The following is a 20,784-nucleotide window of genomic DNA, read 5'->3' as shown; positions in this document are numbered from 1 at the left end:
TTAGGGTGAAGCACGACTCAATGACATGATCGAGAAAACCAAGGAGCAGGCAATGGACGACTATCAAGAAGAACTGCTGGAATACCGCGCATTCGAACTCGACCCGCCAGAGCCGGCCGAAGACGCTACCGAGCTCTGATCGGGCTCATGCGCCCCGCCGCTGGCTGCGGCGAAAGTCCCCCGGCGTCACGCCGTTCCAGCGCTTGAATGCGCGCTGAAAGGCCTCTGCCGACGCAAACCCCAGCAGGTAGGCTATTTCGCCAAAGGCCAGCTCCGTGTCGCGGATGTAGGTCACAGCCAGATCGCGGCGCGTGTCGTTCAGAATCGCCCGAAACTGCGTGCCTTCCTCGGCCAGCTTGCGCCGTAAGGTCCAAGTGGGCAGTTGCAGCTGCGCCGCCACTTCACCCAGGTCCGGTTCACGTCCGCCGTTGAGCAACGGCCCCAGCAGATGGGCGATACGCTCAGCCAGGCTGCGCATGCGCGTGCGCTCCGCCAGTTCCTGCTCGCATAGCTGCAACAGGTGCTGCCAGGTGCTGGGGCAATGGGCCGGGTTGCGCAGCGCCAGGCTGGCGCGGTCCAGGCGCAACTGATTATGTGTGGCCCCGAACTGCACCGGGCTGCTGCACAGGGCCTGGTAACGGTCGGCATAGGCGGGCGCGCAAAACTCGATCTCCATACGCTCTGCCTGCACTGCCACCCCCACCAGCCCCGACAGTTGTGCCAGCCAGCCGGCCAGTACCGAGTCGACCACGAAGCGGTTGTAGTCGTTGTACGGGCTGATCGAATAGAAGCGCAGCCAGGCGCCCTGATTGTCCTCATGGAGGCTGGACTGGCCACGGTAGTTGGCGGCGTACAGCGGCTCGAAACGCACCAGCGTACGCGCGGCCTCGCCCAGGGTAGGGGCCTGGGCGGCGGCTACACCGGCCAGGCCGGCCTGGTTCAGGCGGCTCAGGCGGCCCATGTGCAAGCCCAGCGCCGGTTCGTTGCTGAGTGCAATGGCGGCATGCCCCAGGTGCATGTAGCGCGGAATCGACAGGCGCGCACCGGCTTCGGCCAGCCGTGCAGGCACAAGCCCGTAGCGTTGCAGAAGGGGGGCCGGATCATGCCCCAGTTGCTGCAGCGCCTGCGCAAGGCTCTGGATGAACCCCACCGACAGATCCCCCAGGCGTACCCGTGGTCGGTTCATCGGTTACAGCCAGAGGTTGAGCAGGCGCGCGCCGGGATGACTGCTGGCACTGACGTAGTGCCCGTCGCGGCTGGTGAAGCCCAGGCCGTCGCCGGCAATTTCCCAGAACTGGCCGCGCAGGAACACGCTCAGCAGGGCGGTATCGGCGCTTTGGCCGTGGCCGATCAGGCGCTGCCAGGCCTGGCCTTCCTCGACCTGGCCGGCCTTGAGCGGCAGGCTCACGGCCATCGGCTGGTGGCGGTTGCCGCGCCAGGGGGCGGTCCAGCTGTCTCGGCCGCTGATGAAGGCGGGTACCGCGATCAGTTGTGCCGACTGCGCGGCCAGTTGCTGGTAGTTGGCCGGGTACCAGCTGTCGCTGCCCACCAATACGCCGAGGCGGCCTGCGGGTGTATCGAATACTTGCAGCGGATAGGCATCGCCGCTGCGGATGAAGCGGCGCACTTCACTGTCGGGGTATTGCTGGCGTTGCGGCTGGCCGATCACCTTGCCGTCGCTGGCGAATACCACGCCGTTGTTGTACAGCGCGCCGCTGCCGCTGTGAAGGATGCCTTGCTCTGCATACGGGGTGGGCAGCACGATGGAACCGGCCACCAGGGTCACGCCGAACTCCCTGGCCAGGCCGCCGAACAGTTGCTGGTAGTCGGCTGCCATCTGCGTGGCCTTCATGCGCAGGTGCGCATCGGCGCGGCGGTCGTCGCCCTCGGCGTTGAGCATCGCCAGCCCGTAGCGCAGCGGGTTGCTCAGCTCCAGCCATTGCCAGGCCTCCTGCAGGCGGGTGACCTGGTACAGCTCTTTCTTTTCGCCGCGGGCCCACAGCCAGGTGCCGATATGCTCGGGCAGGACCACGATCGTGCGCGGGCCGACCAGGCCCTGGGTGCGAGCGTGTTCAAGGTAGGCGGCGAGCTTGCGGTGCAGCAGGGCCAGGTTCTGGTAGTCGCCCGGATACAGCAGTGGCTCGATGCCCAGCAGATTGCCCTTGTCGGCGGGCACGCCCTGGTTCAGCGCCACTTCAACGCGAAGGTCGGACAGGTAGTGGCCGGCCGGGCGTTGTTCGGTCCACAGGCCATAGCCCAGGAGCATGGCAGTCAGAACAAGCGCCAGGGCGCCAAGCAGAAGTTTTCGCATGGAATCAGATGTATGTCCGCAGTTGCGTCGAGGGTACTGGAAACAGGGGGTTGGTGAAACATATCCTGCTCGCACTGGGCCCTGAGCCGAAGCATAGGACAGCTGCAGGCGTCTTAAATACTGGCGCACTTGCTATTTGCCATGGCGGATCTATCGTCGTTGTTACAGCCTTCCAAAGGATTGGCATCATGACGATACGGCTGGTCAGACTGCTGGTCATGGGCGGGGCCGCGCTGCTCGCATCCTGTGCGCTGTTCAACCCTTATGTGCAGAGTATCGCGCCTGAAACAAAGACTGCCACTGGCTCGCAACTGGCCAGCAAGATCCGCATGGAGCTCCAGGGCAAGACCAACGGATTGGCCTACTGGCAGTCGGGATCGTCATTGGCGCTGGCAGGTGCGCTGGGTCTTGGGGGCTACAAGGCCGTCACTGCAGGCAACGGTCACCAGGTGGCAGCGCTTGCGGCTGGCAGTGCATCGCTCTATGGTTTTTCCGCTGCGCAGTACAAACCCACCAGAGAGCAGCTTTATCACCGTGGCGTGCAAGCGGTGATGTGTGTCGAGTCGATATACGAGCGGGCCAGCCTGGAGGAGGGTAACGAGCTGATAAGGCGCATCGCCCAGCTGAAGGCTGGCTCTGGAGCCGTGTCGATTACCAATGCCTACTCGTTGTATGGCGCGATTTCCAGGGCGAAGGCATTCGACAGGGTGTACAAGGAGAAACTGGTCGAAATCGTCGCGGCGCTCAACAACTACCTGGCTGCATTGCAGCCTGCCCCTGAGGTGACGTACCGGATAATCTCCGACGCGATCGGGTCACGGCCGGTTCCCCCGCCGGACGGCACGAAGAACGCGTGGTCAGCCGGCCTGGCGCCTATTTCCATCAATGGACGTTTCAACGCCCAGCAGCAGCTCCAGGCGGCCTTGCTGGCCGATGAGGCCAATGAATGGATTGCGCGCATCTACACCACTGCACCGGGCTTTGACAGTGATGCTCCCGGTTGCAACCCGTTTCAGGGGCAAGTGCCCTCGATCAAAGGGCTGCCATCCGGATCCACACTGGACATGGTGGCAGGCGGGCAGGAGCGCTTTCTGATCCTGAACTCCTCCGGCGACCTGCGCATCACCTACGCAACCCAGGACTCAGCCGATCAGGGCGCTGCCGAAATCAGAGTGATTACTGAAAACAGAAGCTACTGGGTGGAGGTCAAGGCGCTCAGGCAGACCCAGAAACCGCTGAAGGCCTATCTGACGGATAGCCAGAAGGGCGAAGTCACCATCGACTTCTACATCAGTATCTCCGCCGCTCCTGCGGCTGGTCCTTGAGCTGGGGGGGATCGAGAATGTCTGGCGCAACGGTACTGTCCGGGCTTGCTGCGGGCTTTCTGCTCGCCGCGTCAATGGCTTCAGGCGCCGAGGATTGCGGTACGCCTGGCACACTGACCAGCAGCAAGGGTGATTCCCGAGTGTTGGTGACGCGAGTGTTCAAGGATGGCTCGATCGCCGTGCGTGCGCGGCTGGCAGTGAATCCGGATGGTGGCAAGGGCGCCTACACCGTTGGCGATCATGGGTTCACCTATATCGCCAACGGCCTTTCGATCATGCGCAAAGGTGTCCGCTATCGATGCGACCTTGATTGCCGAAACGCTTTTCTGAAGGCGGAACTCAAAGGGTTTGCCGAGCACACGCCGGAGTTCTGCGTGTATGCGATAGAAGTCGAGCCCTTTGCGCCAGGGCAGGCCAGAACATCCTGCGGCAATGGGCGCTACCTCATCGGAAATGGCAAGGGCCGCCTGCGCAAGGGGCCGCTGCTTGACACCGTGAGCGGCGCCACGGTGCAGAGCTATGTTTCCACCACCTCATTGCGCCACAAGGTGGATGGCCAGGTGCAGCCTCTGGACTCCGAGACACTGCCCATAGCGGTGGCCGCCAAGGCGAGCATGCTGGGATCGATCGTCTGGGTCGCAGGCAAGGGCCTGCACGGCACGTTCGCGCTTGTGGGCGAAAGCGGGCCGGCTTTTGGCGAAGGCTCAATCGCGCTGCACCAGTTGTTGCACACCAATGCAATCACCGCGCAGGCATCCGGCCCTATCCCTGTGGGGCAGCGCTGCAGCGCTGTCGAGTCAGGCCTGACGCCCCCTTTTCGGTCGTCCCCGGACAAACCAGGGGACGGCTGCCGGAGAGGGCGAGCAGCCAGCAGCGCCAGCGATATCCGTGCCTACAACGGTATCAGCGAGCCGGTCGATTTCGTCGTGCTTGGCCAGGCCGGATTTTCCCGCAAAGGCGGGTTGATCGAGCAGACAGTGACCCGGCAGGCGATCGATGAGGCGGCTGCGCGAGCCGGCTATACCCAGCAGCGTATCCGTCAGATGCTGGCCTGCCTGCCGCGGTCCTGAGCCAGGTGGCCGCCTACGGCTGGTCTCAGCCCTTGGCCGCCATGGCGGTCACTTCCACGCGCATGCCTTCAACCGCAAGGGCGGCCACGCCAACTGCGGCCCGCACTGGCCATGGCTTGGCGAAAAAGCGCTGGTACACCGCATTGAAGGCGGCGCGGTCGGCCATGTCGGTGAGGTAGATGGTCAGGTGCATGACCCTGTCCATCGAGCTGCCGGCGCGCTCCAGTGCCACCTTCAGGGCTTGCAGGGTGCATTCGCTCTGCAGGGTGATATCGCCCAGTTCCAGGCTGCCGTCTGCCCGGGTCGGGATCTGGGTGGAGACCAGCACGCCGCCGAAACCGACAACGTCGGAGGAGATGGAGTCGGCATCGAGATCGGGAACGAAGGTGAGGTCGTGGTTGGCCATGGGCAGCTCTCGTTTGAGGGGGGAACAAGTTGGCCGACAGTTTACAGGGTCATGGCACATGAGGTGCGATGACGAGCGCATTCAGTCGTCAGTGAGTGGGTGCCTGTCGGCGACGATCGATCGGTCAGTCGACGCTCGTTTTGCCTCTTGAAATGCTCCTGGCCGATTTCCCCAACTGCGCAACTTCTTGCGCACTCAAATGTGGATAACCCTGTGCATACATTGCTGCAGGCCATACTCAACGTGGCCTGCAGCCAACTGCGCAACTTCTTGCACAGTACTGCGCAAGAAGTTGCGCACTTTTTCGGGTTTTCTCGCGTAAAAGTGCTCAAAAAACGTACAGCAAAAACACAAGCTACTGATTAACAACAACTAAATTTCAGTTGGCACGCGTCTTGAACTGTCTCCTTGCAGCCACACGGCATTTTTCGCCTGTCCGGCTTCACTTTTTGCAAGGAGCAAACCCCCATGGCAACACCTGCCTACATGTCCGTTACCGGCACCAAACAAGGCCTGATCACCGCCGGTGCCTTCACCGCCGATTCGGTCGGCAACACCTACCAGGAAGGCCACGAAGACCAGGTCATGGTCCAGGGCTTCAACCACGAAGTGATCATCCCGCGCGACCCGCAGTCCGGTCAGCCGACCGGCCAGCGCGTGCACAAGCCGGTGGTCATCACCAAGGTCTTCGACAAGGCCTCGCCCCTGCTGCTGGCCGCGCTGACCTCCGGCGAGCGCCTGACCGAAATCGTCATCCACTGGTACCGCACCTCGGCGGCCGGCACCCAGGAGCACTATTTCACCACCAAGCTCGAAGACGCGATCATCGTCGACATCAAGGACTACATGCACAACTGCCAGGACCCGGCCAACGCGCACTTCACCCACCTCGAAGACGTGCACTTCACCTACCGCAAGATCACCTGGACCCACGAAGTGTCCGGTACCTCCGGCTCGGACGACTGGCGTACCCCGGTCGCCGGCTAAGCCTGCGTTAGTTCACTGCCCCGGCCAGCCAGCCAGCCAGCCAGCCAGCCAGCCAGCCAGCATGGCCGGCCGGGGCAGCCTGTCACCCCAGTTTTTGCAGCGGGAGGAACATCGGATGTTCTCAGCGGCCAACCAGCCCCATTTCACCCTGACCCTGGACGGGGTCGACAGCGACTTTCAGGTGCTGTCGTTCAGCGGGCGCGAAGCGCTCAGCCAGCCGTTCGAATTCGAACTGGAGCTGGTCAGTGAACGGGCGTCGCTGAACCTCGAATCCCTCCTGCACACGCTCGCCTTCCTGCAGCTGTCGCCCAGCGGCAGCGGCATTCACGGGCTGGTCTACAGCGCCGCGCAGGGTGAAGCCGGGCGGCGCCTGTCGCGCTACCGGCTGGTGCTGCGCCCGCAGCTGGCGTACCTGGCACACCGCATCAACCAGCGCATCTTCCAGCACAAGACGGTGCCGCAGATCATCGCCCAGGTGCTCGAAGAGCACGGCATCCTCGCCAGCGACCACCGCTTCGTGCTTGGCGCGGTGTACCCCGAGCGGGTGTACTGCGTGCAGTACGACGAGTCCGACCTGCACTTCATCCAGCGCCTGTGCGAGGAGGAGGGCATCCACTACCACTTCCAGCACAGCCCGCAGGGCCATGCGCTGGTGTTCGGCGACGACCAGACCGTATTCCCCACACTGGCCCCGGTGGCCTACCAGCAGGACACCGGGCTGGTGGCCGACGTGCCGGTGATCAAGCGCTTCGGCCTGCGCCTGGCCACGCGCACCAGCCGCACCACGCGGCGCGACTACGACTTCACCAAACCGCGCATCCAGCTCGAAAGCGACGCCGACAGCGGTGCTGCGCCGGACCTGGAAGACTACGACTACCCGGCGCGCTTCAGCGACCGCGCGCGCGGCAAGCACCTGGCCACCCGCGCGCTGGAGCGCCACCGCAGCGACTACCGCCTGGCCGAGGGCCGCAGCGACCAGCCGAGCCTGGTCAGCGGGCATTTTCTGAGCCTGACCGAGCATGCCAACCCGGCGTGGAACGACCTGTGGCTGCTCACCGAAATCATCCACGAAGGCAAGCAGCCGCAGGTGCTCGAGGAGGTGATCAGCAGCGACGTCACCGACCTCAAGGACGACTTCCACCAGGGCTATCGCAACCGCTTCTGCGCCACGCCGTGGGACGTGCCGTATCGACCGCCGCTGAGGTATCCCAAGCCACGGGTGCTGGGCTCCCAGCGCGCCGTGGTGACCGGCCCCGAAGGCGAAGAGATCTATTGCGACGAGTACGGCCGGGTCAAGGTGCAGTTCTTCTGGGACCGCGAAGGCCAATCGGACGACAAGACCACCTGCTGGATGCGCGTGGCCTCCAACTGGGCCAGCCAGAGCAGCTTCGGCGCCATCTCGCTGCCGCGTATCGGCATGGAGGTGCTGATCACCTTTCTGGAAGGCGACCCCGACCAGCCGCTGATCACCGGTTGCCTGTACCACGGCGCCAACCTGCCGCCGTACCGGTTGCCGGACTTCAAGACCCTGGCCACGGTCAAGAGCAAGGAATACAAGGGCAGCCGCAGCAACGAGCTGCGCATCGACGACACCACCAGCGAGATCAGCATCGCGTTGCGCAGCGACCACGGCGCCAGCGCGATCAACCTCGGCTACCTGACCCACCCGCGCCCCTCGGGCGGCCAGCCGCGCGGTGAGGGTTTTGAACTGCGCACCGACCGGCATGGCGCCGTGCGTGCGGCGGCGGGCCTGCTGCTGACCACCGAGCCGCGCCATCACGAAGCCAAGCACCACAAGGACCTGCCCGAGACCGCCGAACGCCTGGCCACCGCCAGCGAGCAGCAGGACGGCTTTGGCCAGCAGGCGCGCGAGGTACAGGCGCAGGAGGCGGGCGACCAGGACGAGGTGGCCAAGGCCCTGCATGCGCAGCACCAGGGCATCGTCGGCAGCGGCCCGACCAACCAGAGCGCCAACGAATTTCCCGAGTTCAGCGAACCGCACCTGGTGCTGGCCAGCCCGGCGGGCATCGCCCTGACCACGCCGCGCTCGACCCATGTCGCGACCGGTGAACACCTGGCGTTGAGCAGCACCGGGCATACGAGCCTGTCGATCGGCAAGCGGCTGCTGGCCAGTGCCAGCCAGGGCATGCGGCTGTTCGTGCAGAACATGGGCTGGCGGTTGGTGGCGGCGTCGGGCGACATCGATATCAAAGCGCTGAAAGACAACATCAACCTGCTGGCCAAGCTCGACATCACTGCCAATGCCGACCGCATCACGCTGACAGCCAAGACCGAACTGGTGGTACAGGGCGGCGGCAGTGCCACCACCTACAACGCCAGCGGCATCACCCACGTGACCACCGGGCCGTACACCGCGCACGCGGCGAACTTCGCCCATATGGGGCCCAAGAGCCTGGCCGGGACCTTCCCCGAGCCGCCCAAGCCGGGCAAGGGCAGCCTGGAGCTGTTCAACCTGTACGCCAATGCCAAGGGCATCCAGGCCGGCGATTACGAAGTGACCGATGCGCTGGGCACGGTGCTCAAGGGCAGCCTCGATGGCCAGGGGTTCAATGCCGTGTCGGGGGTTGCGCCGGGGCCGGCGTGGGTCAGGTTTGGTCTCGATACGGTCAACACCTGGAGCCTTGGCAGTTTTACCAAGGGCCTGCCCTGGCCGAGCCTGTCGGCCCTCGAAGAGGGCACGCCGTCGATGCTCGGTGCGATGCTCGACAAGCTCAAGCCTGATGTTGGCGGCAGCCTGATCGAAGAGGCCAAGCAACTCGCCGGCAAGGGCATGCATGCAGCAAAGGCCGGCAGTGACTTGCTCAACACCGGCCAAAGCGCGCTCCAAGGCATGCAGCAGATGCGGGGCGCAATGCAGGGCGGCATGGGTGGGCTGGCACAGCGGGTCAGCGCTTCCAGTGCCGTCGGTTCTACGCTGCCTGCCGCCTCGGCCGCGCTGAGTGCGGCGGGCCTGGCCGGCCTGCCAAGGTTGCCAGTACCCAAGCTGGCTGAACTCAAGGCTCACAGCTTGAACACTGTTACCGATTTGCTGCCAGGTGAACTGATCTCATGACTGAACATACCTACGCTTGCGACGACCACTCCCGCGCCTCGCAGGTAGCCATCACCCCGCTTCGCGAAATCCAGATAGAGGACGTTGGTCGTGGCGCCGTGGTCTTCGATGCCTGGCTACGTGAGGTCAGTGCCAGTTTTGCCACCCTCGAGCGCATCAGCGGTGTCGCCGGCAGTGTGCCCATGGCAGGCAATATCATTGCCTTGGTCGACGCGCTGGGTGATGTTGTCGCGCTGGCGCGCAGCAACGTACCTGAGCCCTTTGATTGCGCGAGCTTCGGGCTCAACCTGATCGGTCTGGTGGCTTCCCCTGCGAGCATGACCGCAGCACGCATGGCCTTGCGCCCGATGTTGTTCATCGTGCGCCAGGAGGGCAAGCGGGCGCTGGGTGATGCGCTGATGGAGCTGATGGCGGGCCACTTGAATGCTGACATCGTCGGTAGCCTGGATGACTTCGTCGAGCAGTCCCAGGGCAATCTCAAGGAGGCGTTGGCCCAGGCAGCAATCCTGGGCGAACAGATCATTCTCGACATCGCCTCAGGCCTCGGTGCTTTGGTTGCCGGCACTGCTGTGGGTGTGGCCAGCCCGGTCTCGGCGCCAGCTGGAAGCCGGCTTGTCCACGACCCGACGGCGAGCATCGACAACTATCTCCGGGCAGCCTTTGATGCCTACAAGGCGGCCGGCAAAGGCATGACCAGTGCTGCTGTCAGCGTTGCACTGGGGGACGAGGGCAAAGCTGGCCTACTGGCGCAGATTGCGCGCCTGCGGGAACTGGCGCCACAGGTGCGTGCTGAAATCCTTGAACTTTCCGATCCCGGCCGCCCTTGCTCCATTGAAGGCCTGCGCATGAAGCTGGCCAGCAGCGTAGAGCAATGGCGCACGCGCAACCCCCAGGTTGTGGTGGCCAACGTCAAGACCGCGGCCATCAGCACGGCCCAGCACCAGGCTGCCGACGGTAAGGTCGAAACGCAGAAGATGCAGAGCCCGGCGAGCCTGGAGGCCAACCAGTGCAAGAATGGCGCGCCCACCAGCACGTGCAACCGCATCAACTTCGCCTCGGGTAGCGAGACGCTTCAGCACACCGACTTCAGCCTGCCGGGGCCGTTTCCGATCGTGTGGACGCGTACCTATCATTCGCGCCTCGATGCCCTCGACAGCACCAGCCTGGGCGCACGCTGGATCACCGAATTCACCACGTGCATCGATATGCTGGATGACGGCGTGCTGTTCCACGACGTGGATGGCCGCAGCCATGCCTACCCGCTGCCCAAGATCGGTATGTCGCACTATGACCCGGTGGAGTACAACGCCCTGGTGCGCACCACCGACAGTCAGCTGATTCTCATGCGCGGGCTGGGGCGCAAGGAAACCTATGAGCGGGCAGGGGGGCGCTTCCTCCTCACGCATATCGTGCTGCGCAGTGGCGCAGGAGCCATGCTGCATTACGAGCACCGTCATCAGGGGTGTCCGGTACTCTCGGACATCAACACCTACCAGGAGAATGACCCTGCCAAGGTACACCTGCAACTCGGCACCGTGCTTGACGGGCATGGCCGTATCCAGGGGCTCTGGCAGGTGGTCGATGGCAAGCCGCTGCGCCAGCTCTGCGCTTATCACCACGATCGGCTTGGCGACCTGGTAACCGCCCAGGACGAGCATGGCGCTGCCTGGCAGTACGCGTACCAGCACCACCTGATCACGCGCTATACCGACCGTACCGGTCGTGGTCTCAACTTGCGCTGGGACGGCAGCGGCCCTCGCGCCAGGGCCGTGCACGAATGGGCAGACGACGGCAGCTTCGAGACTCGTCTCACCTGGGATGAACACATTCGCCTGACAACGGTGACTGACGCGTATGGCCAGCAGACCCGTCACTATTACGATGCGCAGGGCTACACCTATCGTATCGAGTACCCGGATGGGCGCTCGGAGTGGCTGTTTCGCGACCAGCGCAAGAACCTGATTCGCCACCTTCATGCCGACGGCAGCCAGGATCGTTTTGCCTACGACGAGCGAAGCAACCGGCTGCAACACATTCGTGCCGACCATAGCGTGGTGCATTACGCGTACAGCGACGATGATCAGCTGATCAAGGTTCGGGATGCTGAAGGTGGGCTGTGGCGACGGGGCTACGACGAGCGCGGCAACCTGGTAGAGACGGTCGACCCGCTGGGCAACAAGACCGAGTTTGCCTACACCGCCACAGGCCAGGTCAAGGCAATCAAGGATGCTCACGGCAACGAGAAAAAACTCGGGTACAACGAGGCCGGGCAGATGCTCGAATACACCGACTGTTCGGGCAAGACCAGCCAGTGGCACTACAACGAATTCGGGCAACTGGTGGAAACCGCCAATGCGGCGGGCGACAAGACGCAGTACGAATACAAGGCGGGGCAGTTGGCCAAGGTGATTCATCCAGACAAAACCGAAGAGCGCTTCGAGCGTGACGCCGAAGGGCGCTTGCTCGCGCACCTGGATGCGCTGGATCGCTGTACTACCTGGTCCTATACGGCTGCCGGTCTGTTGGCTGAACGGGTGGATGCGAAGGAGCACACGTTGCGCTACCAGTGGGACAGGCTGGGGCGGTTGCTCAGCCTGGAGAACCAGAACGAGCAGTGCGCGTTTTACCAGTACGATCCCATGGGACGTCGAGTGGCAGAAACCGGCTTCGATGGTGTGACCGTCCGTTATCGGTACGACCCCTGCACTGGGCGCCTGGCGAGCAGCCAGGTGGGGCAGCGCCGCATCGATTTGCACCACGACCGCATGGGTCGGTTGATCAAGCGCACAGCGCGCCTTGGCGATCAGCGCCAAACAGAGCGCTTTGCCTACGACGGCAATGGCAAGGTGCTGCAGGCGATCAACGACTCCAGCACACTGCAATGGTTCTATGACGACGCGGGCAACCTGACCCGTGAGCACCAGCATTACCTGGCAACGGGTACGCCGATGGTAGCGGTGTGGCTGCACGAGTACGACGCACTCAACCAGCGAATCGCCACCACGCGCCCGGATGGCCACAAGGTCAGCTGGCTGACTTACGGCAGCGGCCATCTCTTGGGCATGCGACTTGACCAGCACGAAATACTGGCTTACGAGCGCGACGATCTGCATCGCGAAGTCGCCCGCCATCAGGGTAACAAACTGACGCAAACACAGGTATGGGACGCGCTGGGGCGTCCGCAAGAACAGTTGCTCACCAGTCATGACGGCCAATCCATTCTGTGCAAGCGCGAGTATCAATACGACCCGTCCGGTCAACTGACAGACATCCTCGATACCCGTCGTGGTCACCTGGCCTACCAGTACGATCCGCTAGGCCGCCTGCTGCAGGCCAACAGCCGCCTGGGTGAAGAAACCTTTGCCTTCGACCCGGCCGGCAACCTGACGGACAAGGCGCGGCAACTGCATCGCCCGCTGGATAACGATGCCAGCTCCCACAAGGTGATGGACAACGTGCTGCGCGAATACGCGGGCAGCCACTACACGTATGACGAGCGCGGTAACCTGGTGCAACGCTTGCACAACGGTGTGCCTGCCCACTTCAGCTGGGACTTGTTCAATCGCCTGGTGCGCTACAGCGACGACAGGCTCAGTGTGGAATACAGCTATGACGCCCTTGGTCGGCGGTTGCACAAGCATGCCGCCGCCCATTACAAGGACAAGCCCGAGGCCGGCACCGGCTGGAATGCAATGCAGCGCAGCAAGCGTCAGCGCGAGCTGCACTGCGGTTTCACGCTGTACGGATGGGACGGCGAAACCCTGGCCTGGGAAAGCGCATTGCCCCTCGACGAGGGCGACACAGGCCGTACCGTACACTACCTCTACGAACCGGGCCGCTTCGTGCCGGTGGCTCAAGCGTTGCACAAGCGCTCGATACGCCTGCTCAGGCAACCCGACTGGCAGGGCCGTCAATACGACATCGACCAGGACCCACTCTGGCAGGCACTGCCCACTGCGCCAGCGTTCGACGTCATTGCCTGGTACCACTGCGACCACCTGGGCACGCCGATGGAAATCACCGACCACAACGGCAATGTTGCCTGGACGGGGCAGTACAAGGTGTGGGGTGAGGTTCGTGAAGAGCGCTCGTCGTGGGCCGCGCAGCATGGCGTGGGCAATCCGATTCGTTTTCAGGGGCAATACCACGACCCTGAAACGGGGCTGCATTACAACCGATTCCGTTACTACGAACCCCGCATGGCGCGCTATGTGTCGAGAGACCCGATCGGGATGCTGGGTGGGTTGAACGTGTACAGCTATGTGAGCAACAAGCCTGTTATGCGGGCTGACCCGTTGGGGCTGTTCGACCTGAACATGCCAGGCGTCGCGGAGCGCGCTTCACTGGGAAGTTGGATGTTGCAGAATGGTGCGACACCGGATGAGGTTTCCCGAGCGATGGCGCCGCCGCCGGCCAAACCTATTATGACGGGGGAGTGTAGGGCTTCTGCTACTGCTGCGGTAGGCACGGGCGTCTCGTTCGGTATGAGTGCAAACGAAAAAACCGGTGCGGCGGGGCAGGTGGCTATACCCGTTATGAGTGTAGGTGCTCGTGCGACTGCTAGTTGCGGTTTCAAATTCTCTGATCCTGACTCGAAGTCGTTGCCGGCGGCAGCGGGAGTTGGGGTAGCGCTAGGTATCATCCAGATTGATGTCACGCAGACCTCGACGTGGCCAGAACTGTATGTAGGTTTCGGGGCAGGAGTGGGGCCTGAGATCAAGACGCCTGCCAGCCCCGCTGTTTCAATTCCATTGTTCTAGGTGGTTTATGTGTGATGTATTGCAGTTCTTCCGTATTTTTTTATTTGTCCTCGGTGGGGTGTTTGTGGCGGCATCCGTCATTTATGCCAATCATTGTTGCAAGAAAAAAGGTATCAATATGAATACCTTTTCGGGCCTTTTTGAAATGTGGGGCATGGTCTTCAGGTTTGAAAACAAAAAACTGTCGATATTGATGCTGACAGCCGCCTTTGGGGGGCTGTGCGTAGCAGTCATTATTCTCGTGTTAACTTTGTGGGGGCAGAGCCAGGGGTGCGTTTTTCCAATCAATGACAGATCAATGCGTTAAACATATGGACCGGAAGCCATCATGTGGTTTGGAGTTTTCTGATCCTGATGCAAAGGAGTCAACGTAGGTGTGGGAGTAGGAATGGCGTTGATTCAGGGTTGTTTTAGGCAACCCTCAACCAGTCCGAGCTTTATGTTTATAGGGGTGGCCCTGAAGTTAAAGCTCCTGCCGGCCCAGGTGTTACGTTTTTTAGGTAGTAGGTTATGTGCGATGTAATACAGTTCGTTCGGATTTTTTTGTTTGTTATTTGTTGGGTTTTGTTGGTTTCTGCTGTGTTGTATGCAAGCGCGTACAGTAAAAAAAATGGCATCAACATGAATACGTTCTCAGGTATGTTAGAGGTGTGGGGCAAGGTTTTTAAGTTTGAGAGCAGGAAGCTGTCCATCCTCCTGCTGACTGCGGCCTATGGGGGGGCAGCTACAGGTATCGTTATTCTTGCGTTGACAATATGGGGGCAGAGCCATGGGTGTGATTTTAAAATTAATTATAGATAAATACGGTAAGCAGGGTGCGAGATATTGACAGGGCCTGTAAAGGGGCATCGTACTTGCAAGGGAGTTACCGATCCTGTGCAAGCTTCAATTCAGCGTGAGGTGAATCTGGAGTGTGCGTTAGCTCGTAATGCTGTAAATAATCGATATTTCGCTGTTGGGGATAAACAGCACCGAGATGAAGCAATCAAAGCGTGGGAGAGTGTAGCGCTATGCGAGAAGAAGATTCGATGAAAATGGAACGGCGCAGAATTCGAGAACAAATAAAACTCGCTTTTAAGTGTACAGCGCCGCCGGAGGCCTCTCAGATTGTAGCGTCTTCTTATCCTGAGCCCCTTCAGATCAGGGATTTTTTCAAGGGTCGGAATTGGTGGGATGTTACGCTAGATATATTGGTAAATGAATATGTTGGAGATGCATCTGCATGTTTGTCATTTATGGCCCCCGTCGGGATGAGGTATTATTTGCCAGCTTACCTTTTTATCGCATGTGAGCAATATGATGAAGGTGATGTAATTTCCAAGGAACTGCCATCAAGGCTGCTGATGTATGCCAGAGATGATGATCTTTATAAGATAAAATGCATGGATGACGCGAAGCAGGCGGCGGTTGCGCAGGTGCTTGAGTTTCTGGTTCAGGCCTATGACGATGAGGATGCTTACGAAGCGTTAGAGTTTTTTTGGGGTAAGTTTCTATGATAGTTGAGCATGCCATTGGTGAAGGCTGGTGGTTTATGATTCAGTTTGTTTAGTTGATTATGAGGTCGCGGTGAGTCAGTCGCGCGTTTTGTTAGGTGTGAAGCTCGCTGTCGCTGCCATGGTAGTAATTGCCTATCTTGCTTTCTGTTTACTTGCACTGCTCGCGGGTCTGGATTCACCCACACCTATTGAAGTAATTCGGCATGCTATTTTTGTGACGGGCTTGGTTCCACTGTGTGCTTGGTTGCGGGTTATTTTTTGTGCTAAGCGTCAAAGGTGATGAAAATGTTTCCGCTCGTGATGACTATCACGTTGTATCACTTCGTGCTTTTTGCAGTATCAGCCCACTAGGATGGCTTTTCATACTGGGGCCCCAGCTTGGCGAGTTCGCACTGTCGTGGGGGCGCAGTGTAAGGCGAAAAACGAGAATGTTTTGTCTGTCGTGATGTACCAGCCCCATTATTCTAGGTGAATTATGTGCGACACGATTCAGTTTTTCAGAATTTCCTTGTTTGCTTTTTGTGGTGTTTCAATGGCGGCGGCGGTGATTTATGCAAATCAATTTTGCAAAAAGAGAGGCGTCAATATGAACACTTTTTCTGGCATGTTTGAAATGTGGGCGATGGTTTTCAAGTTTGAGCATAAAAAGCTGTCATTCATCATGTTGACTGCAACCTATGGCGGGGCACTCATGATTGTCGCTATTTTCGTACTGACCCTTTGGGGGCAGAGTAAGGGATGTGTCTTTCCGATCAATGACAGGACGATGCGTTAAGCAAAGGACTTCATACATGGCAATGAGGGCATCAGGGGTACCGCGTCGAAGGCGCAACGCATTAAACTGCCGCCGACAATTACCACCGCGACACAAACAAGGGATCCTCAAACGACGACATTCACTCACCAAGAATGCCAGTACGTCGAAGTTGCCGGAGCGCACCTCTGTTTTCTACCGTAATTATTCCACTGAAAGATGGAGGGCGTATTGTGTGCTTTTGGATGGCTCTATTGATAGAAATAATTTTCTGGTTTTTGTTTGGGGTGGTTTTTGTAACGGTTTTTTATGCAAATGCATACTGCAAGCGTAATGGCATAAATATGAATACCTTTGCAGGGCTTTTGGAAATGTATAGGCATGCTTTTTCATTTAAAAATAAGATGCTTTCGTGTGTGGTTCTTACAACTGTTTACGGCGGAGCAGCCGCAGGAGTCGGGCTGGCTTCTCTGGTGTTTTACGCACGATCTCAGGGGTGTGCGCTTGATGTAGTGGTTCATTTAGGGTGAGTGAAAGGGGAAACAAGAGCTGAAGTTGGCTCGGCAAGTGCTTTTACTGGTGCGTGTTTGGCGCCGAGAACTGTGCTTTAAGTCTGTGCTTTGTAGTTGATGGTTGGTTTGGTGGGTGGGCCATATTTCAGCAGTGCCATGCGGTGATTTACGCAAACCAATGCTGCAAGAAAAAAGGCATCAATATGAACACTTTTTCTGGCATGTTTGAAATGTGGGCGATGGTTTTCAAGTTTGAGCATAAAAAGCTGTCATTCATCATGTTGACTGCAACCTATGGCGGGGCACTCATGATTGTCGCTATTTTCGTACTGACCCTTTGGGGGCAGAGTAAGGGTTGTGTCTTTCCGATCAATGACAGGACGATGCGTTAAGCAAAGGACTTCATACATGGCAATGAGGGCATCAGGGGTACCGCGTCGAAGGCGCAACGCATTAAACTGCCGCCGACAACCGCCACCGCGACACAAACAAGGGACCCTCAAATGACGACATTCAATCACCAGGACGGCCAGTACGTCGAAGTTGCCGGGGCACGCCTCTATTGTGAACAGCAAGGCAACCCACAGGGCCCGGCACTGGTTTTTCTGCACGGTGGCTTTGGCGATATCGAAACCTTCAATGCCATCACGCCGGCCCTGGCCGAACATTATCGCCTGATCGGCATCGACAGCCGAGGCCAGGGCAAATCGACCCTGGGGCACCTGCCGCTGACCTACCAGCGCTTGCAACTGGATGTGGAGGCGGTTGCCCGGCAGTTGGGGCTTGAGCGCTTCAGCCTCGTCGGCCACAGCGATGGCGGCATTGCAGCGCTGCGCATCGCGGCTGCCGGGAGTGCTGGCATCGACAAACTGGTGACGATCGGTGCCCACTGGCAACTGAAAGCGGATGATCCCGTGCGCGGCATGTACAGCCGCGTGACCGGCGCGCGCTGGCGTGAGCTGTTCCCGCACAGCTACGAGCGCTACCTGCAGTTGAACCCCGAACCCGATTTCGACCGACTGGCCGTGGCGTTGCGCGAGCTGTGGCTGGATTCAGGCGAGCAGGGCTACCCGAATGAAACGGTGTGCGGCATCACCGCCGATTTGCTGGTGATTCATGGCGATCAAGACCGCCTGGTAACGCGGGCCAACGCCTGCGAGCTGGCCGATCGGGTGGCGAATGCGCAACTGCTGAACATCCCGTTTACCGGGCATTCGCCGCACGAGGATCACCCCCAGTGGGTAATGCCTGCGCTCAAGGCACTGCTAGGCCTGTAACATGACGCTGCCGTTTGCGCGCCGCGCGGCTTGATCCGGCCTTAAGTGTCAAGGAGTACCCACCATGCAAGGCTTCCATTGCGCCACCTGTGGCGAGTATCACGACGAGTTGCCCACCACCTTCGGCGCGCCAGCCCCTGCCGCCTGGTATGACCTGCCGGAGGCAGAGCGCGAGCAGCGTGCGCCACTGTCCAGCGATCAGTGCATCATCGATGACACCCACCACTTCGTGCTCGGACGCCTGGAAATCCCGATCATCGGCTCACCCGAGCCGTTCGTGTGGCTGACCTGGGTGACGGTCAGCGAGGCGGATTTCTACCGCACCAGCGAACTGTGGGAAACCCCAGGTCGCGAGCGCGAACCACCTTATGCGGCACGTGTGCAAAGCGAGTTCCCCTATGAGGTTTCGACCCTCAACCTCAAGGCTACGCTGCAGACCCAGGCCCTGGGCGACCGCCCGCTGGTGTTCGTGGACGCGGGGGATCACCCGCTCGCCCTGCAGCAAAACGCCGGCATCACCCTCGATCAGGCTCGGCAACTGGCCGAACGCTGCCTGCATCCATGAACAGGCCAGCGCCTCACGCACTGTCAGTTACGGTCATTAACTTGTAACTTTCGGTCATTGAGCCTCACTTCCAGGCGCATTACTGTCCCTCACAGATAACCGACGGGCCCCGCTGCACGCAGCGAGGCGCCCGCATTCCGTGATCAGTTCGCTGTGGAGTTCACCATGACCGCCGCTCAATACCCGCACCTGCTTGCCCCGCTGGACCTGGGCTTCACCACCCTGCGCAACCGCACCCTGATGGGCTCGATGCACACCGGCCTGGAGGAGAAACCCGGCGGTTTCGAGCGCATGGCGGCATACTTTGCCGAGCGCGCCCGTGGTGGCGTCGGCCTGATGGTCACCGGCGGCATCGGGCCCAACGAAGAGGGCGGGGTATACTCCGGCGCGGCCAAGCTGACAACGGCCGAAGAAGCGCAGAAGCACCGTATCGTTACCCAGGCGGTACACGAGGCCGGGGGCAAGATCTGCATGCAGATCCTCCACGCCGGGCGCTACGCCTACAGCCCCAAGCAGGTGGCCCCCAGCGCGATCCAGGCGCCGATCAACCCGTTCAAGCCCCGCGAGCTGGACGAAGAGGGCATCGAGAAGCAGATCCAGGACTTCGTCACCTGCGCCACGCTGGCCCAGAGCGCCGAGTACGACGGCGTCGAGATCATGGGGTCCGAAGGCTACTTCATCAACCAGTTCCTGGCCGCCCACACCAACCATCGCACCGACCGCTGGGGGGGCAGCTACGAGAACCGCATGCGCCTGGCCGTGGAGATCGTGCGCCGGGTGCGCGAAGCGGTCGGCCCGAACTTCATCATCATCTTCCGCCTGTCGATGCTCGACCTGGTGGAAGGCGGCAGCAACTGGCAGGAGATCGTGCAGCTGGCCCAGGCCATCGAGCAGGCCGGCGCCACGCTGATCAACACCGGCATCGGTTGGCACGAGGCGCGTATCCCGACCATCGCCACCAAGGTGCCGCGTGCCGCGTTCAGCAAGGTCACCGCCAAGTTGCGCGGCGCGGTGCAGATCCCGCTGATCACCACCAACCGCATCAACACCCCGGAAGTCGCCGAGCAGATCCTTGCCGAAGGCGACGCCGACATGGTGTCGATGGCACGCCCGTTCCTGGCCGACCCGGACTTCGTCAACAAGGCCGCCGCCGGGCGCGGCGACGAGATCAACACCTGCATCGGCTGCAACCAGGCCTGCCTGGACCACACCTTCGGCGGCAAGCTGACCAGTTGCCTGGTCAACCCGCGGGCCTGCCATGAAACCGAACTCAACTACCTGCCGGTGGCCCAGCCCAAGCGCATTGCCGTGGTCGGCGCCGGCCCGGCCGGCCTGGCCGCCGCTACCGTGGCCGCCGAGCGTGGCCACCAGGTGACCCTGTTCGACTCGGCCAGCGAGATCGGCGGGCAGTTCAACGTGGCCAAGCGCGTGCCGGGCAAGGAGGAGTTCTTCGAGACCCTGCGCTACTTCAAGCGCAAGCTGCAGACCACCGGCGTGGAGCTGTGTCTGAACACCCGCGTCAATGTCGAGCAACTGGTGGAGGGCGGCTACGACGAGATCATCCTTGCGACCGGCATCGCGCCTCGCCTGCCGGCCATCGACGGTATCGATCACGCCAAGGTGCTGAGCTACCTGGACGTGCTGCTGGCGCGCAAGCCGGTGGGGCAGAAGGTCGCGGTGATCGGTGCCGGCGGCATCGGCTTCGATGTGTCGAAGTTCCTGGTGCACCAGGGCGTTGCCACCAGCCAGGACCGCGAGGCGTTCTGGAGGGAGTGGGGCATCGACACCCGGCTCGAAGCGCGCGGCGGCGTGGCGGGCATCCAGGCCGAGCCCCATGCTCCGGCGCGCCAGGTGTACCTGTTGCAGCGCAAGAAGACCAAGGTTGGCGACGGGCTGGGCAAGACCACCGGCTGGATCCACCGCACAGGCCTGAAGAACAAGCGGGTGCAGATGCTCAACAGCGTCGACTACCTGAAGATCGACGACGCCGGCCTGCATATCCGTATCGCCGAAGGCGAGCCGCAGGTACTGGCGGTGGACAACGTGGTGATCTGCGCCGGCCAGGACCCGCTGCGCGAGCTGCAGGATGGCCTGCTGGCCGCCGGGCAGTCGGTACACCTGATCGGCGGCGCGGACGTCGCCGCCGAGCTGGACGCCAAGCGCGCGATCAACCAGGGTTCACGCCTGGCGGCCGAGCTGTAAAGCGGTGGCGGGGGCGCGCTGGTAGACTGCGCGCTCCCGTTCTGCC

General features: G+C 61.1%; 16 protein-coding genes. 12 read left to right on the top strand and 4 right to left on the bottom strand.

Annotation, left to right across the window (positions count from 1 at the left end; all coding sequences use genetic code 11):
* Window positions 1-145: 145 nt before the first annotated feature.
* Complete coding sequence (locus KH389_RS19055) at window positions 146-1,186, bottom strand: AraC family transcriptional regulator (RefSeq protein ID WP_043862838.1); 1,041 nt, start codon at window positions 1,184-1,186, stop codon at window positions 146-148.
* A gap of 3 nt (window positions 1,187-1,189) precedes the next feature.
* Window positions 1,190-2,311 (bottom strand): carbon-nitrogen hydrolase family protein, encoded by a 1,122-nt coding sequence (locus KH389_RS19050; protein ID WP_213606038.1) that lies wholly within the window; start codon window positions 2,309-2,311, stop codon window positions 1,190-1,192.
* Between the two features lie 188 nt (window positions 2,312-2,499).
* Here KH389_RS19050 and KH389_RS19045 point away from each other — a divergent pair, with 188 nt between their 5' ends.
* Window positions 2,500-3,636, top strand: coding sequence for a hypothetical protein (locus KH389_RS19045; RefSeq protein ID WP_213606037.1), 1,137 nt, complete (start codon window positions 2,500-2,502; stop codon window positions 3,634-3,636).
* Between the two features lie 17 nt (window positions 3,637-3,653).
* Window positions 3,654-4,706, top strand: coding sequence for a hypothetical protein (locus tag KH389_RS19040; RefSeq protein ID WP_213606036.1), 1,053 nt, complete (start codon window positions 3,654-3,656; stop codon window positions 4,704-4,706).
* Between the two features lie 25 nt (window positions 4,707-4,731).
* Here KH389_RS19040 and KH389_RS19035 read toward each other — a convergent pair whose 3' ends face one another.
* Window positions 4,732-5,112, bottom strand: a complete 381-nt coding sequence (locus KH389_RS19035; protein WP_043862834.1) for a RidA family protein — start codon at window positions 5,110-5,112, stop codon at window positions 4,732-4,734.
* 468 nt (window positions 5,113-5,580) lie between these two features.
* On the opposite strand from KH389_RS19035, the gene KH389_RS19030 reads away from it, so the two are divergent.
* The 7 genes from KH389_RS19030 to KH389_RS19000 all read left to right on the top strand — a co-directional run bounded on the left by KH389_RS19030 (window position 5,581) and on the right by KH389_RS19000 (window position 16,712).
* The gene (locus KH389_RS19030; RefSeq protein WP_043859617.1) at window positions 5,581-6,099 is read left to right on the top strand and encodes an Hcp family type VI secretion system effector; all 519 of its coding nucleotides are present in this window, start codon (window positions 5,581-5,583) and stop codon (window positions 6,097-6,099) included.
* 115 nt (window positions 6,100-6,214) lie between these two features.
* Entirely contained in the window at window positions 6,215-9,172 is a 2,958-nt protein-coding gene (locus KH389_RS19025; RefSeq protein WP_213606035.1) for a type VI secretion system Vgr family protein, read from the top strand.
* Window positions 9,169-13,932, top strand: a complete 4,764-nt coding sequence (locus KH389_RS19020) for an RHS repeat-associated core domain-containing protein (protein ID WP_213606033.1) — start codon at window positions 9,169-9,171, stop codon at window positions 13,930-13,932. The genes KH389_RS19025 and KH389_RS19020 overlap by 4 nt, the downstream gene beginning before the upstream one ends.
* Window positions 13,933-13,939: 7 nt before the next feature.
* Complete coding sequence (locus tag KH389_RS19015) at window positions 13,940-14,239, top strand: hypothetical protein (protein ID WP_147303887.1); 300 nt, start codon at window positions 13,940-13,942, stop codon at window positions 14,237-14,239.
* Between the two features lie 703 nt (window positions 14,240-14,942).
* Window positions 14,943-15,428: a DUF6714 family protein gene (locus KH389_RS19010; protein ID WP_152644153.1), complete on the top strand. Its 486-nt coding sequence runs from the start codon at window positions 14,943-14,945 to the stop codon at window positions 15,426-15,428.
* Between the two features lie 475 nt (window positions 15,429-15,903).
* Complete coding sequence (locus tag KH389_RS19005; RefSeq protein ID WP_146095027.1) at window positions 15,904-16,203, top strand: hypothetical protein; 300 nt, start codon at window positions 15,904-15,906, stop codon at window positions 16,201-16,203.
* A gap of 224 nt (window positions 16,204-16,427) precedes the next feature.
* Entirely contained in the window at window positions 16,428-16,712 is a 285-nt protein-coding gene (locus tag KH389_RS19000) for a hypothetical protein (RefSeq protein ID WP_152644152.1), read from the top strand.
* Between the two features lie 77 nt (window positions 16,713-16,789).
* Here the strand turns inward: KH389_RS19000 and KH389_RS18995 are convergent, their stop codons facing one another.
* The gene (locus KH389_RS18995) at window positions 16,790-16,954 is read right to left on the bottom strand and encodes a hypothetical protein (RefSeq protein WP_213606031.1); all 165 of its coding nucleotides are present in this window, start codon (window positions 16,952-16,954) and stop codon (window positions 16,790-16,792) included.
* 243 nt (window positions 16,955-17,197) lie between these two features.
* On the opposite strand from KH389_RS18995, the gene KH389_RS18990 reads away from it, so the two are divergent.
* The 3 genes from KH389_RS18990 (at window position 17,198) to KH389_RS18980 (ending at window position 20,738) form a co-directional block, all read left to right on the top strand.
* Window positions 17,198-17,971, top strand: a complete 774-nt coding sequence (locus KH389_RS18990; RefSeq protein ID WP_213606029.1) for an alpha/beta fold hydrolase — start codon at window positions 17,198-17,200, stop codon at window positions 17,969-17,971.
* Window positions 17,972-18,035: 64 nt separating this feature from the next.
* Window positions 18,036-18,536: a DUF2199 domain-containing protein gene (locus KH389_RS18985; RefSeq protein ID WP_213606027.1), complete on the top strand. Its 501-nt coding sequence runs from the start codon at window positions 18,036-18,038 to the stop codon at window positions 18,534-18,536.
* Between the two features lie 165 nt (window positions 18,537-18,701).
* Window positions 18,702-20,738 (top strand): NADPH-dependent 2,4-dienoyl-CoA reductase, encoded by a 2,037-nt coding sequence (locus tag KH389_RS18980; protein WP_213606025.1) that lies wholly within the window; start codon window positions 18,702-18,704, stop codon window positions 20,736-20,738.
* Window positions 20,739-20,784 lie beyond the last annotated feature (46 nt).

It is taken from the genome of Pseudomonas qingdaonensis (assembly GCF_018398475.1).
In the GTDB taxonomy this organism is placed as follows: domain Bacteria; phylum Pseudomonadota; class Gammaproteobacteria; order Pseudomonadales; family Pseudomonadaceae; genus Aquipseudomonas; species Aquipseudomonas palmensis.
Note: the sequence above shows the minus strand (reverse complement) of the source record. Positions and strands in the feature narration are given on the sequence as shown.

Bases quoted from the DNA above. Each gene is read 5' to 3' on its own strand.
- KH389_RS19045 (WP_213606037.1), top strand. From the start codon at position 2,500: ATGACGATACGGCTGGTCAGACTGCTGGTCATGGGCGGGGCCGCGCTG.
- KH389_RS18990 (WP_213606029.1), top strand. From the start codon at position 17,198: ATGACGACATTCAATCACCAGGACGGCCAGTACGTCGAAGTTGCCGGG.
- KH389_RS19010 (WP_152644153.1), top strand. From the start codon at position 14,943: ATGCGAGAAGAAGATTCGATGAAAATGGAACGGCGCAGAATTCGAGAA.
- KH389_RS19040 (WP_213606036.1), top strand. From the start codon at position 3,654: ATGTCTGGCGCAACGGTACTGTCCGGGCTTGCTGCGGGCTTTCTGCTC.
- KH389_RS19055 (WP_043862838.1), bottom strand. From the start codon at position 1,186: ATGAACCGACCACGGGTACGCCTGGGGGATCTGTCGGTGGGGTTCATC.
- KH389_RS19050 (WP_213606038.1), bottom strand. From the start codon at position 2,311: ATGCGAAAACTTCTGCTTGGCGCCCTGGCGCTTGTTCTGACTGCCATG.
- KH389_RS18995 (WP_213606031.1), bottom strand. From the start codon at position 16,954: ATGCTCAAACTTGAAAACCATCGCCCACATTTCAAACATGCCAGAAAA.
- KH389_RS19020 (WP_213606033.1), top strand. From the start codon at position 9,169: ATGACTGAACATACCTACGCTTGCGACGACCACTCCCGCGCCTCGCAG.
- KH389_RS18985 (WP_213606027.1), top strand. From the start codon at position 18,036: ATGCAAGGCTTCCATTGCGCCACCTGTGGCGAGTATCACGACGAGTTG.
- KH389_RS19025 (WP_213606035.1), top strand. From the start codon at position 6,215: ATGTTCTCAGCGGCCAACCAGCCCCATTTCACCCTGACCCTGGACGGG.
- KH389_RS19005 (WP_146095027.1), top strand. From the start codon at position 15,904: ATGTGCGACACGATTCAGTTTTTCAGAATTTCCTTGTTTGCTTTTTGT.
- KH389_RS19015 (WP_147303887.1), top strand. From the start codon at position 13,940: ATGTGTGATGTATTGCAGTTCTTCCGTATTTTTTTATTTGTCCTCGGT.
- KH389_RS19035 (WP_043862834.1), bottom strand. From the start codon at position 5,112: ATGGCCAACCACGACCTCACCTTCGTTCCCGATCTCGATGCCGACTCC.
- KH389_RS18980 (WP_213606025.1), top strand. From the start codon at position 18,702: ATGACCGCCGCTCAATACCCGCACCTGCTTGCCCCGCTGGACCTGGGC.
- KH389_RS19030 (WP_043859617.1), top strand. From the start codon at position 5,581: ATGGCAACACCTGCCTACATGTCCGTTACCGGCACCAAACAAGGCCTG.
- KH389_RS19000 (WP_152644152.1), top strand. From the start codon at position 16,428: ATGGCTCTATTGATAGAAATAATTTTCTGGTTTTTGTTTGGGGTGGTT.